The organism is Janthinobacterium leeuwenhoeki (assembly GCF_051380795.1).
Classification (GTDB): domain Bacteria; phylum Pseudomonadota; class Gammaproteobacteria; order Burkholderiales; family Burkholderiaceae_D; genus Janthinobacterium.
Genome location: NZ_JBNYXT010000001.1, coordinates 23,251 through 49,677, shown reverse-complemented (window position 1 = coordinate 49,677; position 26,427 = coordinate 23,251). Strand labels below are relative to the sequence as shown.

At 61.4% G+C, this 26,427-nt stretch carries 16 protein-coding genes, 3 tRNA genes and 1 pseudogene; 14 read left to right on the top strand and 6 right to left on the bottom strand.

Annotated elements, in window-relative coordinates; genetic code table 11:
• Nucleotides 1-34: 34 nt before the first annotated feature.
• The 3 genes from hpnE to hpnC are packed head-to-tail and all read right to left on the bottom strand — an operon-like array spanning nt 35 to nt 3,168.
• Nucleotides 35-1,414 carry a hydroxysqualene dehydroxylase HpnE gene (gene hpnE, locus ACQ4WS_RS00200; protein WP_436472587.1) on the bottom strand — a complete coding sequence of 460 codons (1,380 nt, stop codon included), beginning with the start codon at nt 1,412-1,414 and terminating at the stop codon, nt 35-37.
• Complete coding sequence (gene hpnD / locus ACQ4WS_RS00195) at nt 1,407-2,240, bottom strand: presqualene diphosphate synthase HpnD (RefSeq protein WP_436472585.1); 834 nt, start codon at nt 2,238-2,240, stop codon at nt 1,407-1,409. Before hpnD ends, hpnE begins: the two co-directional genes overlap by 8 nt.
• A 46-nt stretch (nt 2,241-2,286) precedes the next feature.
• Nucleotides 2,287-3,168: a squalene synthase HpnC gene (gene hpnC, locus ACQ4WS_RS00190; RefSeq protein ID WP_436472583.1), complete on the bottom strand. Its 882-nt coding sequence runs from the start codon at nt 3,166-3,168 to the stop codon at nt 2,287-2,289.
• A gap of 291 nt (nt 3,169-3,459) precedes the next feature.
• On the opposite strand from hpnC, the gene ACQ4WS_RS00185 reads away from it, so the two are divergent.
• From ACQ4WS_RS00185 to ACQ4WS_RS00130, 12 genes and pseudogenes are all read left to right on the top strand, one after another.
• The gene (locus ACQ4WS_RS00185) at nt 3,460-4,614 is read left to right on the top strand and encodes an efflux RND transporter periplasmic adaptor subunit (protein WP_436472581.1); all 1,155 of its coding nucleotides are present in this window, start codon (nt 3,460-3,462) and stop codon (nt 4,612-4,614) included.
• Nucleotides 4,611-7,712: an efflux RND transporter permease subunit gene (locus ACQ4WS_RS00180; RefSeq protein WP_436472579.1), complete on the top strand. Its 3,102-nt coding sequence runs from the start codon at nt 4,611-4,613 to the stop codon at nt 7,710-7,712. Before ACQ4WS_RS00185 ends, ACQ4WS_RS00180 begins: the two co-directional genes overlap by 4 nt.
• A 9-nt stretch (nt 7,713-7,721) precedes the next feature.
• A pseudogene (locus ACQ4WS_RS00175) lies at nt 7,722-7,916 on the top strand (hypothetical protein); the annotation flags it as partial.
• 288 nt (nt 7,917-8,204) lie between these two features.
• Nucleotides 8,205-8,287, top strand: a tRNA-Leu gene (locus tag ACQ4WS_RS00170).
• Between the two features lie 724 nt (nt 8,288-9,011).
• The gene (gene tig / locus ACQ4WS_RS00165; protein ID WP_071078369.1) at nt 9,012-10,352 is read left to right on the top strand and encodes a trigger factor; all 1,341 of its coding nucleotides are present in this window, start codon (nt 9,012-9,014) and stop codon (nt 10,350-10,352) included.
• 82 nt (nt 10,353-10,434) lie between these two features.
• Nucleotides 10,435-11,052: an ATP-dependent Clp endopeptidase proteolytic subunit ClpP gene (clpP, locus tag ACQ4WS_RS00160; protein WP_374106865.1), complete on the top strand. Its 618-nt coding sequence runs from the start codon at nt 10,435-10,437 to the stop codon at nt 11,050-11,052.
• Nucleotides 11,053-11,252: 200 nt separating this feature from the next.
• Nucleotides 11,253-12,521 (top strand): ATP-dependent Clp protease ATP-binding subunit ClpX, encoded by a 1,269-nt coding sequence (gene clpX / locus ACQ4WS_RS00155; RefSeq protein WP_010398446.1) that lies wholly within the window; start codon nt 11,253-11,255, stop codon nt 12,519-12,521.
• Nucleotides 12,522-12,794: 273 nt separating this feature from the next.
• On the top strand, nt 12,795-15,206 hold the full coding sequence (gene lon / locus ACQ4WS_RS00150) for an endopeptidase La (RefSeq protein WP_436472576.1): 2,412 nt from the start codon (nt 12,795-12,797) through the stop codon (nt 15,204-15,206).
• A gap of 204 nt (nt 15,207-15,410) precedes the next feature.
• The gene (locus ACQ4WS_RS00145; RefSeq protein ID WP_010398442.1) at nt 15,411-15,683 is read left to right on the top strand and encodes an HU family DNA-binding protein; all 273 of its coding nucleotides are present in this window, start codon (nt 15,411-15,413) and stop codon (nt 15,681-15,683) included.
• 125 nt (nt 15,684-15,808) lie between these two features.
• Nucleotides 15,809-15,885 (top strand) — tRNA-Asp (locus ACQ4WS_RS00140).
• Nucleotides 15,886-15,902: 17 nt separating this feature from the next.
• Nucleotides 15,903-15,979, top strand: a tRNA-Asp gene (locus tag ACQ4WS_RS00135).
• 420 nt (nt 15,980-16,399) lie between these two features.
• Nucleotides 16,400-18,325: a SurA N-terminal domain-containing protein gene (locus ACQ4WS_RS00130; protein WP_436472573.1), complete on the top strand. Its 1,926-nt coding sequence runs from the start codon at nt 16,400-16,402 to the stop codon at nt 18,323-18,325.
• A gap of 215 nt (nt 18,326-18,540) precedes the next feature.
• Here the strand turns inward: ACQ4WS_RS00130 and ACQ4WS_RS00125 are convergent, their stop codons facing one another.
• A complete protein-coding gene (locus ACQ4WS_RS00125) occupies nt 18,541-19,230 on the bottom strand; it encodes an arylesterase (protein ID WP_436472571.1) in 690 nt (229 codons plus the stop codon).
• On the opposite strand from ACQ4WS_RS00125, the gene ACQ4WS_RS00120 reads away from it, so the two are divergent.
• Nucleotides 19,229-19,981: an ABC transporter ATP-binding protein gene (locus ACQ4WS_RS00120; protein WP_436472569.1), complete on the top strand. Its 753-nt coding sequence runs from the start codon at nt 19,229-19,231 to the stop codon at nt 19,979-19,981. The genes ACQ4WS_RS00125 and ACQ4WS_RS00120 overlap by 2 nt on opposite strands.
• Before the next feature lie 119 nt (nt 19,982-20,100).
• Here the strand turns inward: ACQ4WS_RS00120 and ACQ4WS_RS00115 are convergent, their stop codons facing one another.
• Nucleotides 20,101-21,645 (bottom strand): NAD(P)H-hydrate dehydratase, encoded by a 1,545-nt coding sequence (locus ACQ4WS_RS00115; RefSeq protein ID WP_436472567.1) that lies wholly within the window; start codon nt 21,643-21,645, stop codon nt 20,101-20,103.
• A gap of 132 nt (nt 21,646-21,777) precedes the next feature.
• On the opposite strand from ACQ4WS_RS00115, the gene ACQ4WS_RS00110 reads away from it, so the two are divergent.
• Complete coding sequence (locus tag ACQ4WS_RS00110) at nt 21,778-25,350, top strand: hydantoinase B/oxoprolinase family protein (RefSeq protein ID WP_436472565.1); 3,573 nt, start codon at nt 21,778-21,780, stop codon at nt 25,348-25,350.
• Here ACQ4WS_RS00110 and ACQ4WS_RS00105 read toward each other — a convergent pair.
• On the bottom strand, nt 25,332-26,288 hold the full coding sequence (locus ACQ4WS_RS00105; protein WP_436472563.1) for an AraC family transcriptional regulator: 957 nt from the start codon (nt 26,286-26,288) through the stop codon (nt 25,332-25,334). The genes ACQ4WS_RS00110 and ACQ4WS_RS00105 overlap by 19 nt on opposite strands.
• Nucleotides 26,289-26,427: the final 139 nt, after the last annotated feature.

Here is a 26,427-nt window from a genome sequence, read left to right as displayed (position 1 = left end):
GCGAGCGACACCAGGGGAGGATGCACCGTTAAGTCTACTTTGCCGCCTTGCCCTTGGCGATGGCCTTGGCCGCCGCCACGCCGCTGCGCACGGCCGCCTCGATGGTGGCCGGATAGTCTTGCGTCCGGTCATCATTGGCAGTGTAGTCGCCCGCCAGCAGCAAGCCCGGCACGCCGCTGGCGTTGCCGGGGCGAGCTAGGTCGGGGGTGCAGGCAAAGGTGGCGCGCTTTTCCGTGATCAGCTGGGTCCAGACGGGCTGCGCCAGTTCCGGACGCTGCAACACCTGTGCCAGCTGCGCCGCGATGGCTTGCGCCAGCGGTCCGTGGCCTTGCTCGGCGGCAGGGCCGGAGGCGCTGATGACGACAGCCAGCAAGCCCGCCTGATTCGTGTCGAGCTGACCCCGGTCGAAGACGAACTGGCCCCAATGCTGCTGCTCCGGCGTATCGACGAGGGCGTAGAACGGCAAGTCCAGGCGCACCGAGGTGTCGTACTGCAGATAGCAGGTGCTGATGGCTTCCGGCGTGAAAGCTTGCATTTTGGTAATAACATCATCGAGGCGCGCGTCCTGCAAGCCTTGCAGCAGGCTGGCTGCCTGCACGGACGAGGTGGCCACGATGACACCGTCAAAGCTTTCGCCGTCATAGCCGCCGCCATCGAGTCGCCAGCGGCCATCGGGCAAGGCGTGCAAGGCGGCAACCTTGGCGCCCGTGCGCACTGCGCCGCCATGCTGCGCCAGGTAGCGGCTTGCCGCGTCGGGCAGCAGGCTAGTCAGGTCCACTTTCGGGATCAGCATGTCGGAGGCGCTGCGGCGGCTCGCCCCCAGACTGTCGCGCAGCACGTTGAGGAAGACGCGGGCCGAGGCCCGCTCTGGCGGGGTATTCAGCGCGGCCAGGCACAAGGGGTGCCACATCAGCCGGTTCAAGCGGTCCGTCTGGTCGAAGCGCTGCAGCAATTCGCTGACCGTGCAATCGTTGTACAGTTGCCAGCCCATCCATCGCATGGCGGTGGAAAAACGCATCAGGGCCAGTTTGTCGGCGCGCAATAATCCTTTGGCGCGCAGCAAGGCCCATACCAGGTGCAGGGGCGCGGGCAGGCGGGGCGCGATGAAATCCATGCCGCCAGCATCCGCCGGGTAGCGCATTTGCAGGGGCAGGGTGAGGATCAGCTCTGCCGGGTCTTGTCCTGCCAGTTTGATCAGGCGCAGGGTTTCCGTGTAGGCGCCCAGCAAGATGTGCTGGCCGTTGTCGAGCACCGTATTTTCTCTTTCGACACGCCGCGCGCGTCCGCCCAGGGTGCGCGCCGCCTCGAACACGCTCACCGAGTGACCGGCGCGTGCCAGCTCCATGGCCGCCGCGCAGCCGGCCCAGCCGGCGCCGATGACGGCGTAGCGCTGCTTCACGCTACTGTCAGCCACGAACCCAGGTCTTCCAGGCCAGCCACAGTTTGCGGATCGGCGTGAGCGAAATGCGCTGTTTCAGCACGTGATAGCCGTCGCGCTCGACTTCATTGAGCAAGGTGCGATAGATGGCGGCCATGATCAGGCCGGGGCGCTGGGCGCGGCGGTCTTCGGCTGGCAAGAGCGCGAAGGCTTCGTCGTACGCCTTTTGCGCACGTGCCACCTGGAAACGCATCAGATTTTCAAAGTTTTCGCTGTGGCGCGCGTTCAGCAGGTCGGCTGCCGTCACATTGAATTGCTGCAATTCGCTGATCGGCAGATAGATGCGCCCCTTGCGCGCATCTTCGCCCACGTCGCGGATGATGTTGGTCAGCTGGAAAGCGTGGCCCAGTTTTTCCGCGTACAGCAGGGTTTCCGGGCGCGTCGCGCCGAAGATGCTGGCCGACAAGATGCCCACCACGCTGGCCACGTGCCAGCAATAGCGGCTCATGGCCTGGTAATCGAGGTAGCGGGTCTGGTTCAAGTCCATCTCCATGCCGTCGATGATGGCCTGCAAATGCTTTTCTTCCAGTGTATAGGCGTCCAGATGCGGCTGCAGTGCGCGCATCACGGGATGCGTGGGGTTGCCCTCGTACATGGCTTTGACTTCCTTGCGCCACCAGACCAGCTTGGTGCGTGCCACCGCTTCGTCCGTGCATTCGTCGACCGTGTCATCGACTTCGCGGCAGAAGGCGTACAGGGCCGTGATGGCCTTGCGGCGTTCGGCAGGCAGGAACAGGAAGCTGTAGTAGAAGCTGGAGCCGCTCTGGGCGGCCTTTTGTTGGCAGTATTCGTCGGGAGACATAGTCAAAAGAGCAAGGGTTGCAGATCGAAGCCGCTATTCTATCGTCTTACAGAGTGGGCGACGGGGGAAAAGCCGTTTTTACTTGTGTCTCTTGATGCAAGCTTTTGCGCGACATGCGCAGGGCGCGCCAGAAAATGATCAGCCAGTCGCGTTTCTCCAGCTTGGGGCGGCGCCGGAACACGTCGTAATTGACGGCTTCGATGGCTTCGAGGATGCGCAATCCCCCTTGCACCACGAGACGCAACTCCCAGCCGATGCGCCCCCGCAAACGCAGGGCCAGCGGCGCGCCCGACAGCATCAGGGCGCGCGTGCGGGCCACCTCGAAGCGCATCAGGGCGCTCCACTTGCCGTGCGCCTCGGGCCGCTCGAAGGCGGCGGCGGAGACGGCAAAGCGGCTCAAGTCTTCCATCGGCAGGTAGATGCGCTCTTTTTGCTGGTCGATGGCGACGTCTTGCAAGAAATTAATTAGTTGTAAAGCTGAACATATGGCATCGGAATCGCGTACATTCTGTTCATCGGCCGCGCCATACAGGTGCAGCATCAGCAGCCCCACGGGGTTGGCCGAGCGGGCGCAGTAATCGAGCACGTCTTCGTAGCTGGCGTAGCGCGTCGTTTCCACATCCTGCTTGAAGGCGGACAATAAATCGTGGAATGGCTTCAGCGGCAACTGGTGTTTGGCGATGACGGCGGCCAGGCGTTCGAACATGGCGGCGTTCTCGCCGGCATGGCCTTCGTGGCGGGCGATGCGGCCCAGCGCCTCTTCATAGGCGTGCAGGGCTGTCAGGCGTTCGGCCGGCGTGGCGTCGCCTTCATCGGCCAGGTCGTCGGCGCTGCGGGCGAAGGCATAGATGGCTTCGACGGCGGGCACCAGGCGGCGCGGCAGTAAAAATGATGCAACAGGAAAATTTTCGTAATGGTCTACAGGCATGAACACACTTCTCTAGTCTTGCGTTTGTCCGGCACCCACTCAAACACTGGAATGTGGCCGGGCGTTGTACGTCTCAAGATTAATGACGCATAAGTCACTAAAAACTTTTACGCACGATTATAATTAATAACCAGAAAGTCATTAGGCGCAGAGTACCCGCCGCCACGACCAAGCTGATATTGTCACAAATTTAAGGATATCGCGTGCGAAAAAGTTTGGCTTGGCCCAAAGGACAAGCAAAAAGTTTCTCCGCATAAAAATATTACAGCCCGCATAGTAAAGGAAAATACCTTGTTTGCCCTGAAAACCCTGCGCCGCGAGACCGGCGCATCCGCACTTCCTGCCCTGCGGCTGATTGCCGCCGCTACCCTGGCGCTGACCCTGGCGGCCTGTTCCAAGCCTGCCGTCAAAGTGGAAGACGTGCGCCCCGTGCGCGCGATCGTGTTGTCTAGCAGTAATGTTGACGTGAGTGCCGAGCTGGCGGGCGAGGTCGTGCCCCGTGTCGTATCGCAGCTGGGCTTCCGCGTGGGCGGCAAGATCGTCGCGCGCAAGGTGGACGTGGGCGCCAGCGTCAAGAAGGGGCAAGTGCTGATGCAGCTCGATCCTGTCGACTTGCAATTGTCGCAGGCGCAGGCCAAGGCGTCGCTGGTCAGCGCGGAAACGAGCCGCGACCTGGCGCGCGCGGAATTGAAGCGCTACCAGGATTTGCGCGAGAAAAATTTCGTCAGCCAGGCCGTGCTCGATGGCAAGGATGCCACCTACAAGGCGGCGCAGGCGAACGTCGAAGCGGCCCAGGCCCTGTACCGGGGCCAGGCGAACCAGTCCGGCTATGCCAGCTTGCTGGCTGACGTCGATGGCGTCGTCACGCGCATCGAGGCCGAGGTGGGGCAGGTGGTGGCGCCCGGCGCGCCCGTGGTGCAAGTGGCCAGGAGCGGCGAGAAGGAAGTCGTGATCGGCATTCCCGAAGACAAGGTGGAGACCTTGCGCGGCGTCAAGGATGTGGTGGTGCGCCTGTGGGCCGACCCGAAGCAGGCGCTGCCTGGCAAGATACGTGTCGTGTCGCCCGTGGCCGATGCCGCCACGCGCACCTACCTGGCCAGGGTCAGCATCCCGGACGCGCCGCAAGCGCGCCTGGGCATGACGGCCGTGGTGCAGTTCGCCTCGCAGACGGCCACGCCGCAGATCAAGGTGCCCTTGACGGCCCTGTTCAATGAAAAGTCGCAAAGCTCCGTGTGGGTGGTGGAAAACGGCGCCGTGAAGCTCGTGCCGGTGACGGTGGGTGGCGTGGCAGGCAATGAGTTGCTGCTGACCTCGGGCGTGAAAGCGGGGCAGACGGTGGTGACGGCCGGCGTCAACTTGCTCAAGCCTGGGCAGAAAGTCGCTATCCTTGGTGCCGAGCTGGCCAGCAAGCCTGCCGCCGCAGTCAGCGTGGGTGCTGCCAAATGAAGGGCGGCTTCAATCTGTCGCGCTGGGCCCTCGAACATATCCCGCTGACGCGCTACCTGATGGCCGTGCTGCTGATCGGCGGCATGCTCAGCTACGCCAGCCTGGGCCAGGATGAAGATCCTCCGTTTACCTTCCGCGCCATGGTGCTGCAAGCGTACTGGCCTGGCGCCACGGCGCTGCAGATGGCCGAGCAGGTGACGGACAAGCTGGAAAAGAAACTGCAGGAAACGCCGTATATCGACGAGATCACCAGCTATTCGAAGCCGGGCGAAACCTTGATCCTGCTGGAGCTGCGCGAATCGGCGCCGCCCAAGGAAACGGCCGCCGCCTGGTACCAGGTGCGCAAGAAGATCGGCGACATCCAGGGCACCTTGCCGGCTGGCGTCGTGGGCCCGTTCTTCAATGACGAGTTCGGCGACACCTACGGTTCCATCTTCGCCCTGTCCGGCGACGGTTTTACGTACGCGGAAATGAAGGATTACGCGGACAAGGTGCGCCAGGAACTGCTGGCCGTGGGACAGGTATCAAAGGTGGAACTGTTCGGCGTGCAAGACGAAAAGATCAATATCATCTTTTCGCACAAGAAATTTGCCCAGCTGGGCATTCCTTTCGACGCCATCGTGCAGCAACTGTCCGCGCAAAACAGCATCAACGCCACGGGCGTGCTGGTGACGCCGACGGACAATCTGCAAGTGCGCGTGACGGGCGCCATGGTGACCGTCAAGGACCTGGAAAACCTGGAACTGCGCGCCAACGGCACCACTTTCCGCCTCGGTGATTTTGCCACCGTGAAACGCGAACTCGTCGATCCTCCCAAGGACAAGATGCGTTTCAATGGCAAGGAAGTGATCGGCCTGGGCGTGTCGATGGAAAAGGGCGGCAACATCATCGACATGGGCAAGGCCTTGCAGGCGACGGTCACGCGCATGAAGAGCGAGTTGCCGGTGGGCATAGAGTTGCAACGCGTGTCGAACCAGCCGGAAGCCGTGTCCGCATCCGTGGGCGAATTCGTGCATACCCTGATCGAAGCCATCTTGATCGTGCTGGCCGTCAGCTTCGTCGCGCTGGGCTTGCACACGAAACCGCTGCGCATCGACGTGCGCCCGGGCCTGGTGGTGGCGCTGACCATTCCCCTGGTGCTGGCCGTCACCTTCCTGTTCATGCGCCTGCTCGACATCGACTTGCACAAGATTTCCCTGGGCGCCCTGATCATCGCGCTGGGCTTGCTGGTCGATGACGCCATCATTGCCGTCGAAATGATGGTGCGCAAGATGGAAGAGGGCATGTCGCGTTTCGACGCGGCCACCTTCGCCTATACGTCGACGGCCATGCCCATGCTGACGGGTACCCTGATCACGGTGGCGGGCTTTCTGCCCATCGGCCTGGCCAAGTCGGCCGCCGGCGAATACACGTTCTCCTTGTTCTCCGTCAATGCGCTGGCCCTGATCATTTCCTGGGTGGTGGCCGTCGTCTTCACGCCCTACATCGGCTACGTCTTGCTGAAAGTGAAACCGCATGCGCATAACGACCATGAATTGTTCGATACGCCAAACTTCCGCCGCTTCCGCCGTGCCGTCACCTGGTGCGTGGAATGGCGCAAGACGACGATCGCCGCCACCCTGGTCATTTTTGCGCTGGGCATCTACGGCTTTAACTTTATCGAAAAGCAATTCTTCCCCGATTCCAGCCGTCCCGAACTGATGGTGGAACTGTGGTCGCCCGAAGGCACGACCTTTGCCGCGAACGAGAAACAGGTGAAGAAATTTGAAGCTTTTGTGGGCAAACTCGACGGCGTGGAAAGCGTCACCAGCTACGTGGGCACGGGCAGCCCCCGTTTCTATCTGCCGCTGGACCAGATATTCCCGCAGACCAATGTGTCGCAAGTGGTGGTCTTGCCGAAGAGCCTGGCTGAGCGGGAACGCTTGCGCCAGCAAATCGTCGATGTCTTCAAGAAGGATTTCCCGGAAGTGCGGGGCAGGGTAAAACTGTTGCCGAACGGGCCGCCGGTGCCGTATCCCGTGCAGTTCCGCGTCACGGGACCGGAAGTGGCGGGCGTGCGCGGCATTGCCGACCAGGTCAAGGACATCCTGCGCGCCAATCCGAACACCCTGGGCGTCAATGACAACTGGAATGAATCGGTGAAAGTATTGCGCCTGGACCTGGACCAGGACAAGATGCGCGCGCTGGGCGTCACCTCGAAAACGGTGATGCAGGCGGCCAATACGATTCTGTCGGGCACCGTCATCGGCCAGTTCCGCGAAGACAACAAGCTGATCGATATCCAGGTGCGCCAGCCCCTGGAGGAGCGGGCGACGATTTCCGTGTTGAATGACACGAATATCCCGACGGCGACGGGCAAGTCCGTGCCCATCTCGCAGCTGGCCCGCGTGCATTTCGTGTGGGAGCCGGGCGTGGTTTGGCGCGACAAGCGTGAATGGGCCATTACCGTGCAATCGGACGTGATCGATGGCATCCAGGGCGCCACCGTGTCGACGCAGCTGGCGCCGCAGCTGGACGCCTTGCGGGCCAAGTTGCCGGCCGGCTACCGCATCAATGTGAAAGGCGTGGCGGCCGACAGCGGCGAGGCGGAAGCGTCGATCTCGGCGAACTTGCCGCTGGCCATCTTCATCATCTTCACCTTGCTGATGTTGCAGTTGCACAGTTTCTCGCGCTCCCTGCTGGTGTTCCTGACGGGGCCGCTGGGCGTGGCGGGCGCCGCGTTTGCCTTGCTGCTGCTGCACCGTCCGCTGGGCTTCGTGGCCAACCTGGGCGTCATTGCGCTGTTCGGCATGATCATCCGCAATTCGGTGATCCTCGTCGACCAGATCGAGCAAGACATCAAGGATGGTTCGGCCCCATGGGATGCCATCATCGACTCGGCCGTGCGCCGTTGCCGCCCCATCGTGCTGACGGCGGCAGCCGCGGCGCTGGCCATGATCCCCCTGTCGCGCTCCGTCTTCTGGGGCCCGATGGCGGTCGCCATCATGGGTGGATTGATCCTCGCGACGGCCTTGACCTTGCTGTTCCTGCCAGCCCTGTATGCGGCCTGGTTCCGGGTCAGAAAGCCGGAGCCGCTGGACAAGGATGGGGGGGGCTAGGGAAGTAAATCCTCCGCTCTGGTGATGATCCCGCTGTCGCGCTCCGTGTTCTGGGGCGGATCACGCAGGGCGGTCGCCATCATGGGCGGCCTGATCCTGGCGACGGCCTTGACCTTGCTGTTCCTGCCGGCCCTGTATGCGGCCTGGTTCCGGGTCAAGAAGCCGGAGCCAGCGGCAAGAGAAGCGAGTACGCCAGCTGTGTAATGCCCTGGAGCGCGGCCACCTGGCGCGTACGCCAATTCACCCGAACGGCGAAAATGCCGGGGTCGTACCCTCAGGGTACGACCCTAGTGCTTGCTTTTGGGGTGAACATGCCGCCAACTGAGCGGTGGCGCGCTCTGAGTCATAGCAAAAAAAGGCGGCATTCCTCTGGGAAATCCAGTAGAATGCCGCCTTTGCTTTACCGAGGGCTTGCTCTATCAGTCCACGGTAGCCAGATCGCTCCCGAGTTGTTAAAATCAGGGGAGCGAGTAGTGCAAAGTAGTACAAAATGCGGATGTGGTGGAATTGGTAGACACGCTGGTCTTAGAAGCCAGTGCTTCGGCTTGGGAGTTCGAGTCTCCCCATCCGCACCAATCCGGGTTGTTCCAGCCCGGAGGTGCAGCACCATCAAGTTGTTCTTCAGCCTCGTTGCAGGCGTCTTTCCTGTTTTTCTGATGTTTCGCCTGTATTTCCGTCATTCGGGATGCTGTTGTTTGCGGCATTTTTCGCCCGAAATCGGACGGCAGGACAGGGCTTGGGCGGTGATTTGCCTGAAAAATGGCCAAATTGAGGTAAATCAAAGGTTTTTTGCCCGAAATCTTCGCTGTGAGCGCATTTCTTTGTTTCGGACGGAGCGCCAGTTCGCATATACTAATGAACGAAGCAGGCTGGAAAGCCTGTCTCTGGTGAAATAAAGAATGCCGGGGCAAGAGTAAAGACAGGGCCATCCAGGCTGTAGCGATTCGTTCGCCGCCGCTCGTATCCTCTGTGGCCGGGCTGCAAAGCCAGCCACTTTCCCGAAGTCCTTTGTTATAATGCCACGCTTTACCGAATGATGGCCGGCCTTGCATTTACTTGGAAGCAAGGCTGGACGCTCGGAGCCCTGTCGCAGTACCGGAAGCGGCGGATTGTTTGGTGCCTGGTGCGGGTTTTTCCCTCAGCCGGGTAGACCAGGTCCATTGTCCTGCTTTCAGTGCTTTTACAGATGAATATGCGAGCGAGTGAAGCTGGACCCATGTCTTGTCGCCAGTGATGGCGCAAGGGGTCGGGTCTTCTTTTCTCGCACCAACAGTGTTTATTTTTTGGACGATTTTTTACATGGCAACTGCAGTCGAAACCTTGGGCAAACTCGAACGTCGTATCACGATCTCCTTCCCGCTGACGGACGTCCGCACGGAAGTTGAGAAGCGCCTGAAAGTGCAAGCCCGTACGGCTAAGGCACCGGGCTTCCGTCCGGGCAAAGTGCCGTTGAAAATGGTCGCAGCACAATACGGCTACCAAATTGAATCCGAAGTGCTGAATGACAAAGTCGGCCGCGCGTTCAACGACGCCGCCAACGAAAACAATCTGCGCGTGGCCGGTTTCCCGAACATCGTGCCGAAAGAAGAAGCAGCCGAAGGCCAGCTGGCTTTCGACGCAACCTTCGAAGTGTATCCGGAAGTTGCCATCGGCGACTTGACGGCCGTTGAAATCGAAACCGTGCAAGCCGACGTGTCGGAAGCCGAAATCGACAAGACCATCGACATCCTGCGCAAGCAGCGCGTGCACTTCCACACCAAGGGCGAAGCTGGCGAACACGGCGACGGCGGTGAGCCGATCGCTGCCAACGGCGACCGCGTGACCGTCGACTTCGTCGGCTCGATCGACGGCGTTGAATTCCCAGGCGGCAAAGCTGAAGGCTACGCTTTCGTGCTGGGCGAAGGCCGCATGCTGCCAGAATTCGAAGCAGCGACCCTGGGCCTGAAAGTGGGCGAGTCCAAGACTTTCCCATTGTCGTTCCCTGAGGACTACCATGGCAAGGACGTCGCCGGCAAGACCGCGTCGTTCACCATCACCCTGCAAAAGCTGGAATGGGCGCACCTGCCAGAAGTCGATGCTGAATTCGCCAAGTCCTTGGGCGTTGCCGATGGCGACTTGGCCAAAATGCGCGAAGACATCAAAGTCAACCTGCAACGTGAAGTTGCTGGCCGCGTAAAAGCACGCAACAAGGAAGCCGTCATGGACGCGCTGATCAAAGTTGCTGAGCTGGACGTGCCAAAAACGCTGATCGCTCAGGATTCCGAGCGCCTGGCCGAAATGACCCGTCAAGACATGGCGCAGCGCGGCATGAACGTCAAGGACGTGCCTTTCCCAGCAGAACTGTTCGCAGAAAAAGCCGAGCGTCGCGTACGCCTGGGCCTGATCCTGTCGCAACTGGTGGGCGACAACAACCTGCAGGCAACGCCTGAGCAAGTCAAAGCGCAAATCGAAGATTTCGCCCAAAGCTACGAAGATCCACGCGAAGTGCTGAAGTACTACTACAGCGACCGTCGTCGTCTGGGTGAGATCGAAGCCCTTGTATTGGAAGAAAACGTCGTCACTTACGTGTTGGGCCTGTCGAAAGTCACGACGAAAGCAGTTGCTTTCGACGAACTGATGGGAAGCAACGCACAAGCGTAAACCAGTTGGTGTTGGGATGCCGTGTTGCCGCAAGGTGGGGCGGCGTCCCCTAACTGCTTCACAAGGAAATGAAATGACAGGTATGAACCGTAATCCGGCGCTGGACACAGAGATGCTCGGCCTGGTGCCGATGGTGGTGGAACAAAGCGGTCGCGGCGAGCGCTCGTATGATATTTACTCGCGCCTGCTGAAGGAACGCTTGATTTTCATGGTCGGCCCGGTCAATGACCAGATGGCCAACCTGGTTGTCGCCCAGCTGCTGTTCCTGGAAAGCGAAAATCCGGAAAAGGAAATCTCGCTCTACATCAACTCGCCAGGTGGTTCGGTCTCGGCCGGCATGGCCATCTACGACACCATGCAGTTCATCAAGCCGGACGTCTCGACTCTGTGCACGGGCATGGCTGCTTCGATGGGCGCTTTCCTGCTGGCCGCTGGCGCCAAGGGCAAGCGTTTCTCGCTGCCGAACTCGCGCATCATGATTCACCAGCCGTCCGGTGGTTCGCAAGGCATGGCGTCCGATATCGAGATCCAGGCGAAGGAAATCCTTTACCTGCGCACCCGCTTGAACGGCATCATGGCCGAGCGCACGGGCCAGTCGATCGAACAGATCGCCAAGGACACCGACCGCGACCGTTTCATGTCCGCCGACGAGGCCGTTGAGTATGGTTTGATCGACAAAGTGTTGACCAGCCGCGCTTGATGAGCCCCTACCGGTATTGCTAAGCTTGTAAGTAAACGCCCGGGCGATCAAACGTTCGGGCGTTTCGCTTTTATTTCGGGTAGCATGGAGCTTGTGCACGTTGTTGACTTGCGCCATGGGTGGCTGCCTTTGCTGGCAGCAACCATTATCCGGCTTGCGATTTTGCAATATTGTTAATGCAGTTCCAACCAAAATGCCTTATGTCAGACAAAAAATCCTCTAGCGGCGAAAAATTACTGTATTGCTCGTTCTGCGGCAAAAGCCAGCACGAGGTGAAGAAACTCATCGCCGGCCCGTCCGTGTTCATTTGCGACGAGTGCATCGACCTGTGCAACGACATCATCCGTGATGAAACGTCGAGCATCGAGACGGTGACCGGTACCAAATCCGACCTGCCGACGCCGCAAGAAATTGCCGCCTTGCTCGATCAGTACGTGATCGGCCAGCAGACTGCCAAGCGCATCCTGTCGGTGGCGGTGTACAACCATTACAAGCGCCTCAAGCACCTGGGCAAGAAAGACGACATCGAACTGGCCAAGAGCAACATCTTGCTGGTCGGTCCTACCGGCTCGGGCAAGACCCTGCTGGCACAGACCCTGGCGCGCATGCTCAACGTGCCGTTCGTGATCGCCGACGCCACCACCCTGACCGAAGCCGGTTACGTGGGTGAAGACGTGGAAAACATCATCCAGAAGCTGCTGCAAAGCTGCAACTATGACGTCGAGAAAGCCCAGCGCGGCATCGTCTACATCGATGAAATCGACAAGATTTCGCGCAAGTCCGACAATCCGTCCATCACGCGCGACGTGTCGGGCGAGGGCGTGCAGCAAGCCTTGCTGAAACTCATCGAAGGCACGATGGCTTCCGTGCCGCCACAAGGCGGCCGCAAGCATCCGAACCAGGATTTCGTGCAGATCGACACGACCAACATCATGTTCATCTGCGGCGGCGCCTTCGACGGCCTGTCGAAAGTGATCGCCAACCGTTCCGAAAAGAGCGGCATCGGTTTCTCGGCCACGGTGCGCAGCAAGTCGCAAAGCTCGGCCAGCGAACTGATGTTGCAAGCGGAACCGGAAGATCTGGTCAAGTTCGGCCTGATCCCGGAACTGGTGGGCCGTCTGCCCGTCATCGCCACCCTGGCGGAATTGACGGAAGAGGCGCTGATCCAGATCCTGGTCGAGCCAAAGAATGCGCTGATCAAGCAGTATTCGAAGCTGCTCGAGATGGAAGGCGCGGAACTGGAGATTCGTCCCGCCGCCCTGCATGCGATCGCCAAGAAGGCGCTGGCGCGCAAGACCGGTGCGCGTGGCTTGCGTTCCATCCTGGAACATGCTTTGCTGGACGTCATGTACGAACTGCCGAGCGAACAAAATGTGGTGAAGGTCGTCATCGACGAAAATACCATCACCAGTGGCGCCAAACCTTTGTTGATTTATCAAGAGACTGCCAAGGCCTCCGGAGAAAATTGATTACTGCCGAGACAAATGCATAAAAAGGGTTTTGATTCCTTAATGCATGGCAGTACAATTTAAATCAATGAGTGCAGGCTTCAATCGTAAAGCCACTCGCGGCGCTTAGCTGCGCGTGGCTTTTTTACTGTTAAAACTGCATTTGTTACAGTCATGCGGGTGTGTTTTGCGAAATAGACTTTATGTTTGTTTCACAGAATTATTTATTCTCGCCGGTCTTGTGTTTTGGCAGCGAGCGCCAACATCGTAAACACGCTTTCTATAAGGTACGCCATGACAACTTCCAAATTAACTGAGCAAACTCAACTGCCGTTATTGCCGTTGCGGGATGTCGTCGTTTTCCCGCATATGGTGATACCGCTGTTCGTTGGCCGTCCAAAGTCGATCAAGGCGCTGGAAGCTGCGATGGAGCAGGGCAAGAGCATCATGCTTGCCGCTCAAAAAGCAGCCGCGAAGGACGAGCCGTCTCCTTCGGATATCTATGAAATTGGCTGTGTCGCCAATATTCTGCAAATGCTGAAGCTGCCCGATGGCACCGTCAAGGTGCTGGTCGAAGGCGCGCAGCGTGCCCGTATCAACCATATCAGCGATGCGCCGACGCACTTCATCGCCGACCTGACGCCGCTCGAGTCCGAGCCGGGCGACGAGTCGGAAGTCGAAGCCATGCGCCGCGCGATCGTGCAGCAGTTCGACCAGTACGTCAAACTGAACAAAAAGATTCCACCAGAAATCCTCGCCTCCCTGTCGGGTATCGATGATGCCGGCCGCCTGGCCGACACGGTGGCCGCGCATCTGCCCCTGAAGCTGGAGCAAAAACAAGTCATCCTGGAAATTTTCAGCGTGGCCAAGCGCCTCGAGCACCTGCTGGGCCAGCTCGAAGGCGAGCTCGACATTCTGCAGGTGGAAAAACGCATCCGCGGCCGCGTCAAGCGCCAGATGGAAAAGTCGCAGCGCGAGTACTACCTGAACGAGCAAGTCAAGGCGATCCAGAAAGAACTGGGCGAGGGCGAAGATGGTGCCGACCTCGACGAGCTGGAGAAAAAAGTCGCTTCGGCAAAAATGCCGAAGGAAGCGCTCGACAAGGCTACCAATGAACTGAAAAAGCTCAAGCTGATGTCGCCGATGTCGGCCGAAGCCACCGTCGTGCGCAACTACATCGACACCCTGGTCAACTTGCCTTGGAAAAAGAAATCCAAGGTCAATAACGACCTGGCGAATGCGGAAAAAGTGCTCGAAGGCGACCACTACGGCCTCGACAAGGTCAAGGAACGCATCCTGGAATACCTCGCGGTGCAACAGCGCGTCGACAAGCTGAAAGCGCCTATCCTGTGCTTCGTCGGTCCTCCGGGCGTCGGCAAGACCTCGCTGGGCCAGTCCATCGCCCGCGCGACGAACCGCAAGTTCGTGCGCATGGCCCTGGGCGGCGTGCGCGACGAAGCCGAGATCCGCGGCCACCGCCGCACCTACATCGGTTCGATGCCGGGCAAGATCTTGCAATCGCTGGCGAAAGTCGGCGTGCGCAATCCTTTGTTCCTGCTCGATGAAGTCGACAAGATGGGCGCCGATTTCCGTGGCGATCCTTCGTCGGCCCTGCTGGAAGTGCTCGATCCGGAACAGAACCACACCTTCTCCGACCATTACATCGAAGTCGATTTCGACCTCTCCGACGTGATGTTCGTGGCCACCTCGAACTCGTACAATATTCCGCCAGCCTTGCTTGACCGCATGGAAGTGATCCGTCTGTCCGGTTACACGGAAGATGAAAAGACCAGCATCGCGCAGCGCTACCTGCTGCCGAAGCAGATCAAGAACAATGGCTTGAAGGAAGAGGAAATCTCGGTGGCCGAGTCGGCCCTGCGCGACATCATCCGCTACTACACGCGGGAAGCCGGTGTGCGTTCGCTCGAGCGGGAAGTGTCGAAGATCTGCCGCAAGGTGGTGAAGATGCTGCTGCTGAAGAAATCTGACAAGAAAGTCATCGTCAACTCGAAGAACCTGGATAAATTCCTTGGCGTGCGCCGCTATGATTTCGGCGTCGCAGAGAAAGAAAACCAGGTAGGCCAGGTGGTCGGTCTGGCATGGACGGAAGTGGGCGGCGATCTGCTGACCATCGAAGCCGTGTCGATGCCGGGCAAGGGCGGCATCATCCGCACGGGTACCCTGGGCGACGTCATGAAAGAGTCGATCGAGGCAGCCCGCACGGTGGTGCGCAGCCGGGCACAGCGCCTGGGCATCAAGGCGGACGTGTTCGAGAAGAGCGACATCCACATCCACGTGCCGGAAGGCGCGACACCGAAGGACGGTCCTTCGGCTGGCGCAGCCATGACGGTGGCCATGGTATCGGTCTTCACGGGCATCCCCGTGCGCGCCGACGTGGCGATGACGGGCGAGATCACCTTGCGCGGCGAAGTATTGCCGATTGGCGGCCTGAAAGAAAAGCTGCTGGCGGCCCATCGCGGCGGCATCAAGACGGTCCTGATTCCAGAGCAAAATGTGAAGGACCTGGCCGATATTCCGGACAACGTCAAGAACAAACTGGAGATCGTACCGGTGCGCTGGATCGACAAAGTGCTGGAAATCGCCCTCGAACGCATGCCTGAAGCGCTGGCGGACGTCGCTGCGGTGGAGGCTGTCACGGCCGCCGCAGCCAAGCCTGACGTGGCCGGCGAGGTAGTAAAACACTAACGTTTTACCCCTGCTTTCCCCAAACAAGCGCTTTTAGAGCGCTTGTTTTATATTGAAACGTGAATTGCGCCCCCAAAGCGCTTGACACATATACAGTGTGGCTTGTTTAATACGCCTGCACATTTTTTTCGCCGGACAGCTGTGGTGCCAAAAGTGCCGCAACGATACGGTAAACGTTTTATACCTTTGTAATTGGGGATGCTAGTGAACAAGACTGAATTGATCGACCACATTGCTGAAAAAGCTGACATTTCCAAAGCCGCCGCTGCGCGCGCACTCGACGCTGTTATCGGCGGCGTGACGGAAACTTTGAAAAACAACGACAGCGTGACGCTGGTTGGTTTTGGCACTTTCTCGGTCAGCGAACGCGCTGAGCGTACCGGCCGCAATCCGCGTACCAAAGAAGCGATCACGATCGAAGCTGCAAAAGTTCCAAAATTTAAAGCTGGTAAAGCTTTGAAGGATGCTGTAAACTAACGGACTTCGGTGAGGTGACAATCACCGGAAACATTTGGCGGCGCCCCCGGGTGCCGCGATTTCAGGGTTGAAGTTCTGCGAATCGCAACCTTGGATGCAAATGCATGCAGTACTGTGTATTTTTCGGAGTGGTAGTTCAGTTGGTTAGAATGCCGGCCTGTCACGTCGGAGGTCGCGGGTTCGAGTCCCGTCCGCTCCGCCAAAAAAATACGCTCTTAAGGAGTGGTAGTTCAGTTGGTTAGAATACCGGCCTGTCACGTCGGGGGTCGCGGGTTCGAGTCCCGTCCGCTCCGCCAGAATATTGAAGCCCGCGCTGCTGAATAAGTAGCGCGGGTTTTTCTTTTTCAGCGCCAGATTATCTCGGTGCGCTGTCTTTTAAAATCCCATCCTGCCGTTTTGAATAAAAAGTGCCTGTATTTAAATCCGCTTTAAGCTTCGGCGGGTTTAATATCGAGGCTGGCGCCTTGCCGGCATGGCTGTGCGGCGCGCGGCGCTGGGGCAGGGCGCGCCCTGATTTACTCTTGCTATAGCGCTATGGGCATTGTAGAATCAGGAGATAATGGCTTGGGCGTCAGAATCCTGCTTTAGTTCCAGCGCCAAGTTGTTGAATCTAAAGGGGAAGTGGACATCTGTCCCGTCCATTCCGCCGAAGAAATCAAGGCGAACGCATGTTCGCCTTTTTTTATAGTGATCCACTCATCCCGAATTGGCTGACCATGTTTGAATTTATTCGTACCCATCGACGCTTGATGCAGTTTCTCCTGATGCTGGTCATCGTCCCGTCTTTTGCACTGGTCGGTATCAGCGGCTACCAAAGCTTCGGCGATGAAGCGAACACCATCGCCAAGGTCGGCGACCAGGTCGTTACGCAGCAGCAATATGAAGAAGCGCAACGCCAGCAGATCGACCGCTACCGCCAGATGATGGGCGAGCAGTTCGACCAGAAAATGTTTGACACGCCGGAAGCGCGCCAGAGCATCCTCGACAACCTGATCGCCGAGCGCGCCGTGGCTGCTGAAGTGGGCCGTAGCCACCTGGTCATCAGCGATGCCGCGCTGCAAAAGGAAGTACTGGAAATTCCAGGCTTGACCTTGCCGGACGGTAAATTCGACCTGGAACGCTACAAGGCCATGCTGGCTGCCCAAGGCATGACGCCGCAGATGTACGATGCGCGCCGCCGCAGCGACATGGCGCTGCAGCAACTGGCTGGCGCCGTGCAAGGCACCGCCTTCGCGCCGGGCACCGTCTCCAAGCGCCTGTCCGACATCACCTCGGAAGAGCGTGAAGTGCAGGAACTGCTGCTGCCGATCGCCCAGTACGTGCCGGAAGTCAAAGTGACGGACGCCATGATCAAGGCTTTCTATGACAAGAACAGCAAGTTCTTCGAAATCCCGGAGCAAGCCAAGGTCGAATACGTCGTGCTGGACGACAGCGCCGCCGGCGAGCAAGTCGACGTCACCGACGCCGACGTGACCGGCTACTACGCGAAGAATCAGAAAGCCTACACGACGCCAGAAGCGCGCCAGGCCAGCCACATTCTGGTAGCCGTCAAGAAAGATGCCTCGGCCGCCGACAAGACAGCTGCCAAGGCCAAGGCTGAAGCCATCCTGGCTGACGTGCGCAAAACGCCTGCCAGCTTTGCCGCCGTGGCGAAAGCCAAGTCGGAAGATCCGGCCTCCGCCGAACAGGGCGGCGACCTGGGCGTGATTGGCAAGGATGGCTTGCCTACGCCATTGCTCAATGCCGTAGCGAAACTCAAGCAAGGCGAAATCAGCGATGTCGTCGCTTCCGACTTTGGTTTCCACATCCTGACCGTCACCTCGCTCAAGCCACAGCACGTCAAGGCACTCGATGAAGTACGCGGCGAAATTACGGCTGACCTGCGCAAGCAATTTGCTGCCAAGAAGTATTCGGAAATGGCGGAAACGTTCACCAACACGGTCTACGAGCAATCGGACAGCCTGAAGCCGGTGGCCGACAAGCTGAAGCTGAAAGTGGAAAGCGTCGCCAACCTGTCGCGCACGCCATCGCCAGCACTGGGCAAGGCGCCGTTCAACAACGCCAAGTTCCTGACCGCCATCTTCTCGAACGACTCGCTGAAAGACAAGCGCAACACGGAAGCCGTGACCGTCGCACCTAACGTGCTGATCGCTGGCCGCGTGGTGGAATTCAAGCCAGCCAGCAAGCGTCCGCTGGCCGAAGTCGAAGCGATGATCCGTCAGCGCGTGACGATGGAAGAAGCGGAAAAGCTGGCCAAGAAAGCGGGCGAGACCAAGCTGGCCGCCTTGAAGGCATCCGGTGACGCCAGCGGTTTCGGTGCCGCACAATGGGTATCGCGCAGCAAGCTTGACGGCATCAACCGCGCCGCCATCGCGCAAGTCATGAAAGCCGACACGAGCAAGCTGCCAGCCTATGTGGGCGTGGACCTGCCAGCCCTGGGCTACGGCATCTACCGCATCGCCAAGGTGCAGCAGCCGGCGCAAGTGGACGCAGCGCGTCGCCAGCAAGAGAAAGACCAGATCAGCGGCATCCTGGCACAACAGGAAATGTTCGATTACGTGGAATACCTGAAAGCCAAGGCCAAGGTGAAGATCGTCAAGCCGGTCACCGCCCCGGCCGCCGCAGCGCCGGAAGCACCGTAATCAGTTTTAGCCCATAAAAATAGCCGCTCCCAGAGCGGCTATTTTTTTGTCTGCGAGTCGGGCACTTTATGTAACCCAACTGCGTAAGACTGGGGTCGGTCACTTCGTGATCGGAATACGCTCCATTGGAGCGTATTCCCCCTGAGGGTCCGACCCCGGCAGTTCGACCTTCGGGGTGAAAACGGGGTGAAAATTAAGTGAGCTTATGAACCGGCTTACTTGGCTTTCAACAACGGCGCTAGTTGCGGCCAGATATTCTTCAGGATCGTTGGATGCGCCTGCGCATTTGGGTGCATGCGGTCGGCCTGGAACAGTTGTGGCTGGTCGGCGATGCCTTCGAACATGAAGGGCACCAGCGGCGCCTTCCATTCCTTGGCCAGCTTGCCGTACACGCCATAAAACTGCTCGCCATAGGCGCGGCCATAGTTGGGCGGCATGCGCATGCCCACCAGCACCACCTGCGCGCCCGTTTTCCTGGCTGCCTCACCCATGGCGCGCAGATTCGCTTCCGCCGCTTGCACAGGCAAGCCGCGCAAGCCATCGTTGGCGCCCAGTTCGATCAGCACGACATCGGGCTGGTGCTTCGCCAGCAGGGCGGGCAGGCGGGCGCGGCCGCCGCTGGTGGTCTCGCCGCTGATGCTGGCGTTGACGATGCGCGTGTCGTTCTTTTGCGCTGCCAGCCGCTGTTCCAGCAGCGCTACCCAGCCAGTGCCCCGTGCCAGGCCATACTCGGCCGAGAGGCTGTCGCCGAGCACCAGCAGCGTTTTTGGTGCAGAATAGGCGTTCGCCATGCCGGATACCAGCAGCAGGGCTGCCGCAGGAAGCAAGGACAGCGTGCGCCGCCGCATGCGGCTGCTGCCCTTGACACTTATTTGTTCACGAAATTTTTTAAGATAGATCAGCATGCCCGAATTCCCTAAAGCGACTTCCACCAGTTTTCTCCCGTCAGAGACAGCGGCCCAGCGGCCCGCCGCACCCAACAGCCAAAATGCCCAGCCGGCCATCGAAGTGGTCCAGTTGGCCAAGCGCGTACCCGATGCCGATGGTGAACTGACCATCCTGCATCAAGTCGATTTTACCGTGCAAACGGCGGAGACGCTGGCCATCGTCGGCGCCTCCGGTTCCGGCAAGTCCACCTTGCTGGGCTTGCTGGCCGGCCTGGACACGCCCAGCGAGGGCAAGGTTATCCTCGATGGCACCGATATCTTCGCCCTCGACGAAGACGGCCGCGCCGGTTTTCGCAAGGAAAAGCTGGGTTTCGTGTTCCAGTCCTTCCAGTTGCTGGCCCACCTGACGGCGCTGGAAAACGTCATGCTGCCACTGGAATTGCGTGGCGACCCGGACGCGAAGGAAAAGGCGCAAGCCATGTTGGGCAGAGTCAAGCTGGGCAGTCGCCTGAAACACTATCCGAAATACCTGTCCGGCGGCGAGCAGCAGCGCGTGGCCCTGGCGCGCGCCTTCGTGACGGAACCGCCGCTGCTGTTTGCCGACGAGCCGACGGGCAGCCTGGATGCGGCCACAGGCGAAGCCGTGATCCAGCTGATGTTCGAGCTGAACCGCGAACGGGGCTCGACCCTGGTGCTGGTCACGCACGACAGCTCGATCGCGGCCCGCTGCGGGCGAACCATCACGATTGCGGCAGGCAGGCTGGTGTGATTGCTGGTGGTGGTTGTCGGATTACGCGCTGCGCGCTAATCCGACCTACCCGACCTACCCGACCTCCGGGCCGTAGGTTGGATTAGCGCAGCGTAATCCAAGGCACCCACGCCATACGCTTATACCGACAAGGCATTGATCAACTTGCGGATGGCCGGGATCAATTCCCCCGCCGTCAACCCGATGGGGCCGTTACCTGCGGCTACCAGCGCATCGGCCGCCGCGCCATGCAACCAGACGGCGCCAAGCGCCGCTTCCCATTCCGGCCAGCCCTGCGCCAGCAGGCTGCCGCACAGGCCGGACAACACGTCGCCCGTGCCAGCCGTCGCCAGCGCGGGACCGCCCGTATTGTTGATCACCACGGTCCCATCCTGCGCGGCGATGACCGTGCCCGAACCTTTTAGTACGACGATGACGCCCAGCTGCGCCGCCAGCTGGCGCGCTGCGCCCAGGCGGTCCGCTTGCACTTCGGCCAGCGTCATGTCGAGCAAACGCGCCGCTTCCAGCGGATGCGGCGTCAAAATCGTCGCCCCCGCGCCCGTGCGCACGGCCAGCGCCGATTGCAGCTCCGGCTCGGCCGCCATCAGGTTCAGGGCGTCCGCGTCCAGCAGCAGCGGGCTGTCGCTCTCGAACGTCCGCTGCAGCAGCTCCAGCGTATCGACGTCGTCACCGAGGCCTGGCCCCGCCACCAGCGCGGCAAAGTGCAGGCCCGAGAAATCCACGTCCCTGGCGTGCCGGCACATCAGTTCCGGCTGGCCGCTGTCAAACGCTGGCGGTGCGTCGGGAAAGGCGATATACACTCTTCCCGCGCCCGCATGCAAGGCCGTGCGGGCCGCCAGGATGGGTGCGCCGGCCATGCCTTGCGCGCCGCCAATGATGGCCACGCTGCCGTAACTGCCCTTGTGCGTGTTTTGCCGGCGCGGCTGCAGCTGGCGGGCGAACAGGTGCAGGCCGCCCAGCTGGGCCCTGGCAGGCGGCAGCATGGAAGGGGCGATGGCCAGCGCCGCCACTTCCACTTCCCCCGCGTAGTCGCGGCCATTCGCCGTGTGCAGGCCCGGCTTGTCGCCGATGAAGGTGAGCGTATGCGTGGCGCGGATGGCGACGCCGTCGATGGCGCCCGTATCGGCGTGCAGGCCGCTGGGCACGTCGAGCGCCAGCACGGGGCATGCGAGCTTGTTGACCAGTTGCGCCATTTCACGGCATTCGCCGTCCAGAGGGCGCGACGCGCCGATGCCGAACAGGCCATCGATGACGAGGTGCCATGGCGCCGCGCCCACTGCGGCCGAGGCCATGGAGGTTGCCGCCTCCATGAAGCGCGCGGTGCTGTTGCGCGCGCGGCTCAGGGCCTGTTCGCGCTCGGGCGATGTGGCTTGCGCCTCGGGCGCCAGCCAGACGAGCACCTCGGTGCCGCTGCCGGCCAGGTGCGCAGCCGCTTCCAGCGCGTCGCCGCCGTTGTCGCCGGGGCCGGCCAGTACCAATACGCGCCGGTGGCCCGCGCCGTCGCCATCTTCCTGGGCGTGCAGCAGCTTCAGGGCGGCACTGGCGGCGGCCTGTCCGGCGCGCTGCATCAGCAGCCCTTGTGGCAGGTCGCGCATGGCCGCTTGTTCGATGGCGCGCAGTTCGGCGATGGCGTACAGCGGTGTTGCAGAGTCGATCAGGGGCATGGAGTGTATTCCGTTAGTCAGCATGTCTTCAACATAAGGCCGAAGCGGGCGAAAGGCAAGGCGCGCACGCCTGAAACGCGTCCCTGTTTGGCGGCTACAATAGCCATCTCACATAAGTACGGGGGCTTGACGATGGACTGGCAATTCTGGATCGACCGGGGCGGCACCTTTACGGACATCGTGGCGCGCCGTCCTGACGGCAGCCTGGCGACGCACAAGCTGCTGTCCGAGAACCCTGGCCAGTACCGCGACGCGGCGCTGGCCGGCATGCGTCAGCTGATGGGCCTTGCGCCTGGCGTGCTGCTGCCCGCCGAACAGGTGGGCGCCATCAAGATGGGCACGACGGTCGCGACCAATGCGCTGCTCGAACGCAAGGGCGAGCCCACCGTGCTGGCCATCACGCGCGGTTTTCGCGACGCCTTGCGCATCGCTTACCAGAACCGCCCGCAGCTGTTCGCGCGCCAGATCATCTTGCCCGAGCTGCTGTACGGCGACGTGATCGAGATCGATGAGCGCGTGGGCGCCCACGGTGACGTCGTGACCCCGCTCGACGAGGCCGCCGCGCGCGCCGCGCTGGCACAGGTCTATGCGCGCGGCGTGCGCGCCATCGCCATCGTGCTGATGCACGGCTATCGCTACCATGCGCACGAGGCGCGGGTGGCGCAGCTGGCGCGCGAGGCCGGTTTTACGCAGGTGTCCGTGTCGCACGAAGTGAGCCCCATGATGAAACTGGTGGCGCGCGGCGACACGACCGTCGTCGACGCCTATCTGTCGCCGATTTTGCGCCGCTACGTCGACCAGCTGGCGGCTGAACTGCCTGGCGTGCACCTGCAATTCATGCAGTCGAACGGCGGCTTGACGGATGCGCGCGCCTTCCAGGGCAAGGACAGCATTTTGTCCGGCCCCGCCGGCGGCATCGTCGGCATGGTGCGCGCCAGCGCGCTGGCCGGTTTCGATAAAGTCATCGGCTTCGACATGGGCGGCACCTCGACGGACGTGTCGCATTACGCGGGCGAGTTCGAACGCGTGTTCGAAACGCAGATCGCCGGCGTGCGCATGCGCGCGCCCATGATGAGCATCCATACGGTGGCCGCGGGCGGCGGCTCCATCCTGCACTTCGACGGCGCCCGCTACAAGGTGGGGCCGGACAGCGCGGGCGCCAATCCCGGCCCCGCCAGCTACCGGCGCGGCGGCCCCCTGGCCGTCACCGACTGCAACGTCATGCTGGGCAAGCTGCAGCCCGCATTCTTTCCCTGCGTTTTCGGCCCTGACGCGAATGAAGCGCTGGACGCGGCCACCGTGCGGGCCCAGTTTGAGGCGCTGGCACGCACGGTGAACTCCACGCCGGAGCAGGTGGCCGAAGGCTATATCGCCATCGCCGTCGGGAACATGGCCAACGCCATCAAGCAGATTTCCGTGCAGCGCGGTCACGACGTCACCGAATACACCCTGACCAGCTTTGGCGGCGCGGGCGGCCAGCATGCCTGCCTGGTGGCCGACGCGCTGGGCATGCGCACGGTCTTCATCCACACCCTGGCGGGCGTGATGTCGGCCTACGGCATGGGTCTGGCCGACCAGAGCGCCATGCGCGAACAGGCCATCGAGGCGTCACTGGGCGCGGATCTGGCGCGCGATTTTGCGGCGCTGGGCGAGCTGGCGCGGGGTGACTTGCTGCGCCAGGGCGTGGCGCAGGGGCGCATCGCGCTGGTGTCGCGCGTGCACCTGCGCTACGAGGGCACGGATTCGGCCCTCGTCGTGCTGTTCGATACGGCCGCCAGCATGCAGGCGCAGTTCGAAGCGGCATATAAAAAACGCTTTTCCTTTCTGATGCCAGCGCGCGCCTTGATCGTCGAAGCCATATCCGTGGAAGCCATCGGCGCCTCAAGTGCGCCGCAGCCGGCCACGCCGGAGTATGCGACGCGCGCGGGCGCGCTGGCGCCCCTGCAGACGGTGGCCATGTACTGCGCCGGTGCGTGGCGCGCCAGCGGTCTGTATGGGGCGGACAGCCTGCGCCCCGGCGATACGATACACGGCCCGGCCATCGTCAGCGACGCCAATGCCACTACCGTCATCGAGCCGGGCTGGCGCGCGGAAGTAACGGCGCACGGCCATCTGATCTTGCGCAGGGGCGCCGCTCTGCAAGAGCGGCGCGCCATAGGGACGCAGGCCGACCCCGTGATGCTGGAAATATTCAATAATCTGTTCATGTCGATTGCCGAGCAGATGGGACTGCGGCTGCAAAACACGGCCCATTCCGTCAACATCAAGGAGCGGCTCGATTTCAGCTGCGCCATCTTCGACGCGCAAGGTCATTTGATCGCCAATGCGCCGCACATGCCCGTACACCTGGGGTCCATGGGCGAGAGCATCCGCACGGTCATGACGCGCAATGCGGGCGCCATGCAGCCGGGCGACGTCTTCATGCTGAACGACCCGTACCACGGCGGCACGCATTTGCCCGACGTGACGGTGATCTCGCCTGTGTTTGACGAAGCGGGCGACGCCATCCTGTTCTATGTCGGCTCGCGCGGCCATCATGCGGACATCGGCGGCACCACGCCAGGCTCCATGCCGCCCGACTCTACGCGCATCGAGGAAGAGGGCGTGTTGATCGACAATTTCAAGCTGGTCGACGGCGCCACGGGGCTGTTGCGCGAGGCGGAAACACTGGCCCTGCTGGCGGGCGCCAGCTGGCCTGCGCGCAACCCGCAGCAGAATTTGGCTGACCTGCGCGCGCAGGTGGCGGCCAACCAGAAGGGGGCCGAAGAATTGCACAAGATGGTCGCGCATTTCGGCCTGGACGTGGTGCAAGCGTACATGGGCCATGTGCAGGACAACGCCGAGGAAGCCGTGCGCCGCGTCATCACCACCCTGAAGGATGGCAGCTACGCGCTGGACCTGGACAACGGCGCACAGATCAAAGTGGCGATCAGGGTCGACGCGGCGCGGCGCAGCGCCGTTATCGACTTTACGGGGACATCATGCCAGCTGCCGAACAACTTCAATGCGCCGTCCGCCGTCTGCATGGCGGCCGTGCTGTACGTGTTCCGCACGCTGGTCGACGACGACATTCCGCTCAATGCGGGCTGTCTGAAGCCTTTGACCGTGATCATTCCGCCCGGCTCCATGCTCAACCCGCAGTATCCGGCCTCCGTCGTGTCTGGTAATGTGGAAACCTCGACCTGCATCACTAACGCCCTGTATGGCGCGCTGGGGGCCATGGCGGCCTCGCAGGGGACGATGAACAATTTTACGTTCGGCAGCGCAAAGTATCAGTATTACGAGACGATATCGGGCGGCTCTGGCGCCGGTCCCGGTTTTGACGGCACAGACGTGGTGCAGACGAACATGACCAATTCGCGCCTGACGGATCCGGAAATCCTCGAGTGGCGCTTTCCCGTGCGCCTGGACAGCTACAGCATCCGCGCAGATTCGGGCGGGGCGGGGCGCTGGCACGGCGGCAATGGCGGCGTGCGCCGGGTGCGCTTCCTGGAGCCGATGACGGCGGCGATTTTGTCGAACAACCGCATCCATCCTCCTTTCGGCATGGATGGTGGCGCGCCGGGCGCGCTGGGGCGCAACTACGTGGAGCGCGCTGACGGCACGGTGGAGCACCTGGCGCATATCGGCAAGACCGGCATGCAGCCAGGCGACGTCTTCGTCATCGAGACGCCGGGCGGTGGTGCTTACGGCAAGACGGAATAGGCTTTGCCAGCGCTGGCGCTGGCACCGCTGAGCTGCGCACGCACCTGGCCCACGTCGCGCATGGGCGCACGGCCGAACTGGCGGCTGTATTCGCGGCTGAACTGCGATTCGCTGGCGTAGCCGACTCTGTAGCCGGCCGTGCCCGCGTCGATCTGCTCGACCAGCATCAAGCGCCGCGCTTCCTGCAGGCGCAGCAGCTTCTGGTACTGCATCGGCGTCATGGCGGTAATCGCCTTGAAGTGGTGGTGCAGCGACGACATGCTCATGTTCGCCATGCCGGCCAGGTGCTCGATGCGCAGCGGCTGCGCGTAGTGGTGCTTGATCCAGTCGATGGCTTGCCCCACCTGGTGCGACTGGCTGCTGGCCAGCGCCATGTGGCGCAGGCGCGCGTCGACAGGGCCGTTCAGCAGCCGGTAGGTCAGCTCGCGGCGGATCAAGGGCGCCAGCGCGGCTATTTCCTGCGGTTTGTCGAGCAGGCGCACGAGGCGCAGCATGGCGTCGAGCAGCTCGGGCGACACGTCGCTGACGGATATGCCGCGCGTGGCGGGCAGGATTTTCTGCTGCGCGGTACCGCCGCCGCTGGCGCTTTCGCTATCGAGCAGCGCCGCCACGTCGGCGATGTCGATGCCCAGCACCACGCACAGGTGCGGCTTGTCCACGCTCGCTTCCACCACACGCACCTGTACCGGCAAGTCGACGGAGGTCAGCAGATACTGCATGCGGCTGTAATGGAAGGTTTCACTGCCCAATGTGACGTCCTTCGCGCCCTGCGCGATCAGGGCCACGCTGGGGCGCGCCGCATGGAACAGCGATTCCGTCACGGACGACTGGCGGTGGAACGTCAGGTTGCCGATGGCCGTCGCGTAGTCGCCCGTGCGCGGCGCGTGGCGGATGATCAGGGCGGCGATTTCATCTTGCGGGGGGATCTGTGTGGACATCGGGCGAGTAGGCGTCAGGCGAGGAAGGGCAGGGCTTGATCTTACGCAGATTTGGAGGATCGTGCAAAGGTCTTGCAGGATCGCGGTAACGGCGGGCGGGCTTCTCGGGCACACTTGTGCAATCGCATGCACGGCACGC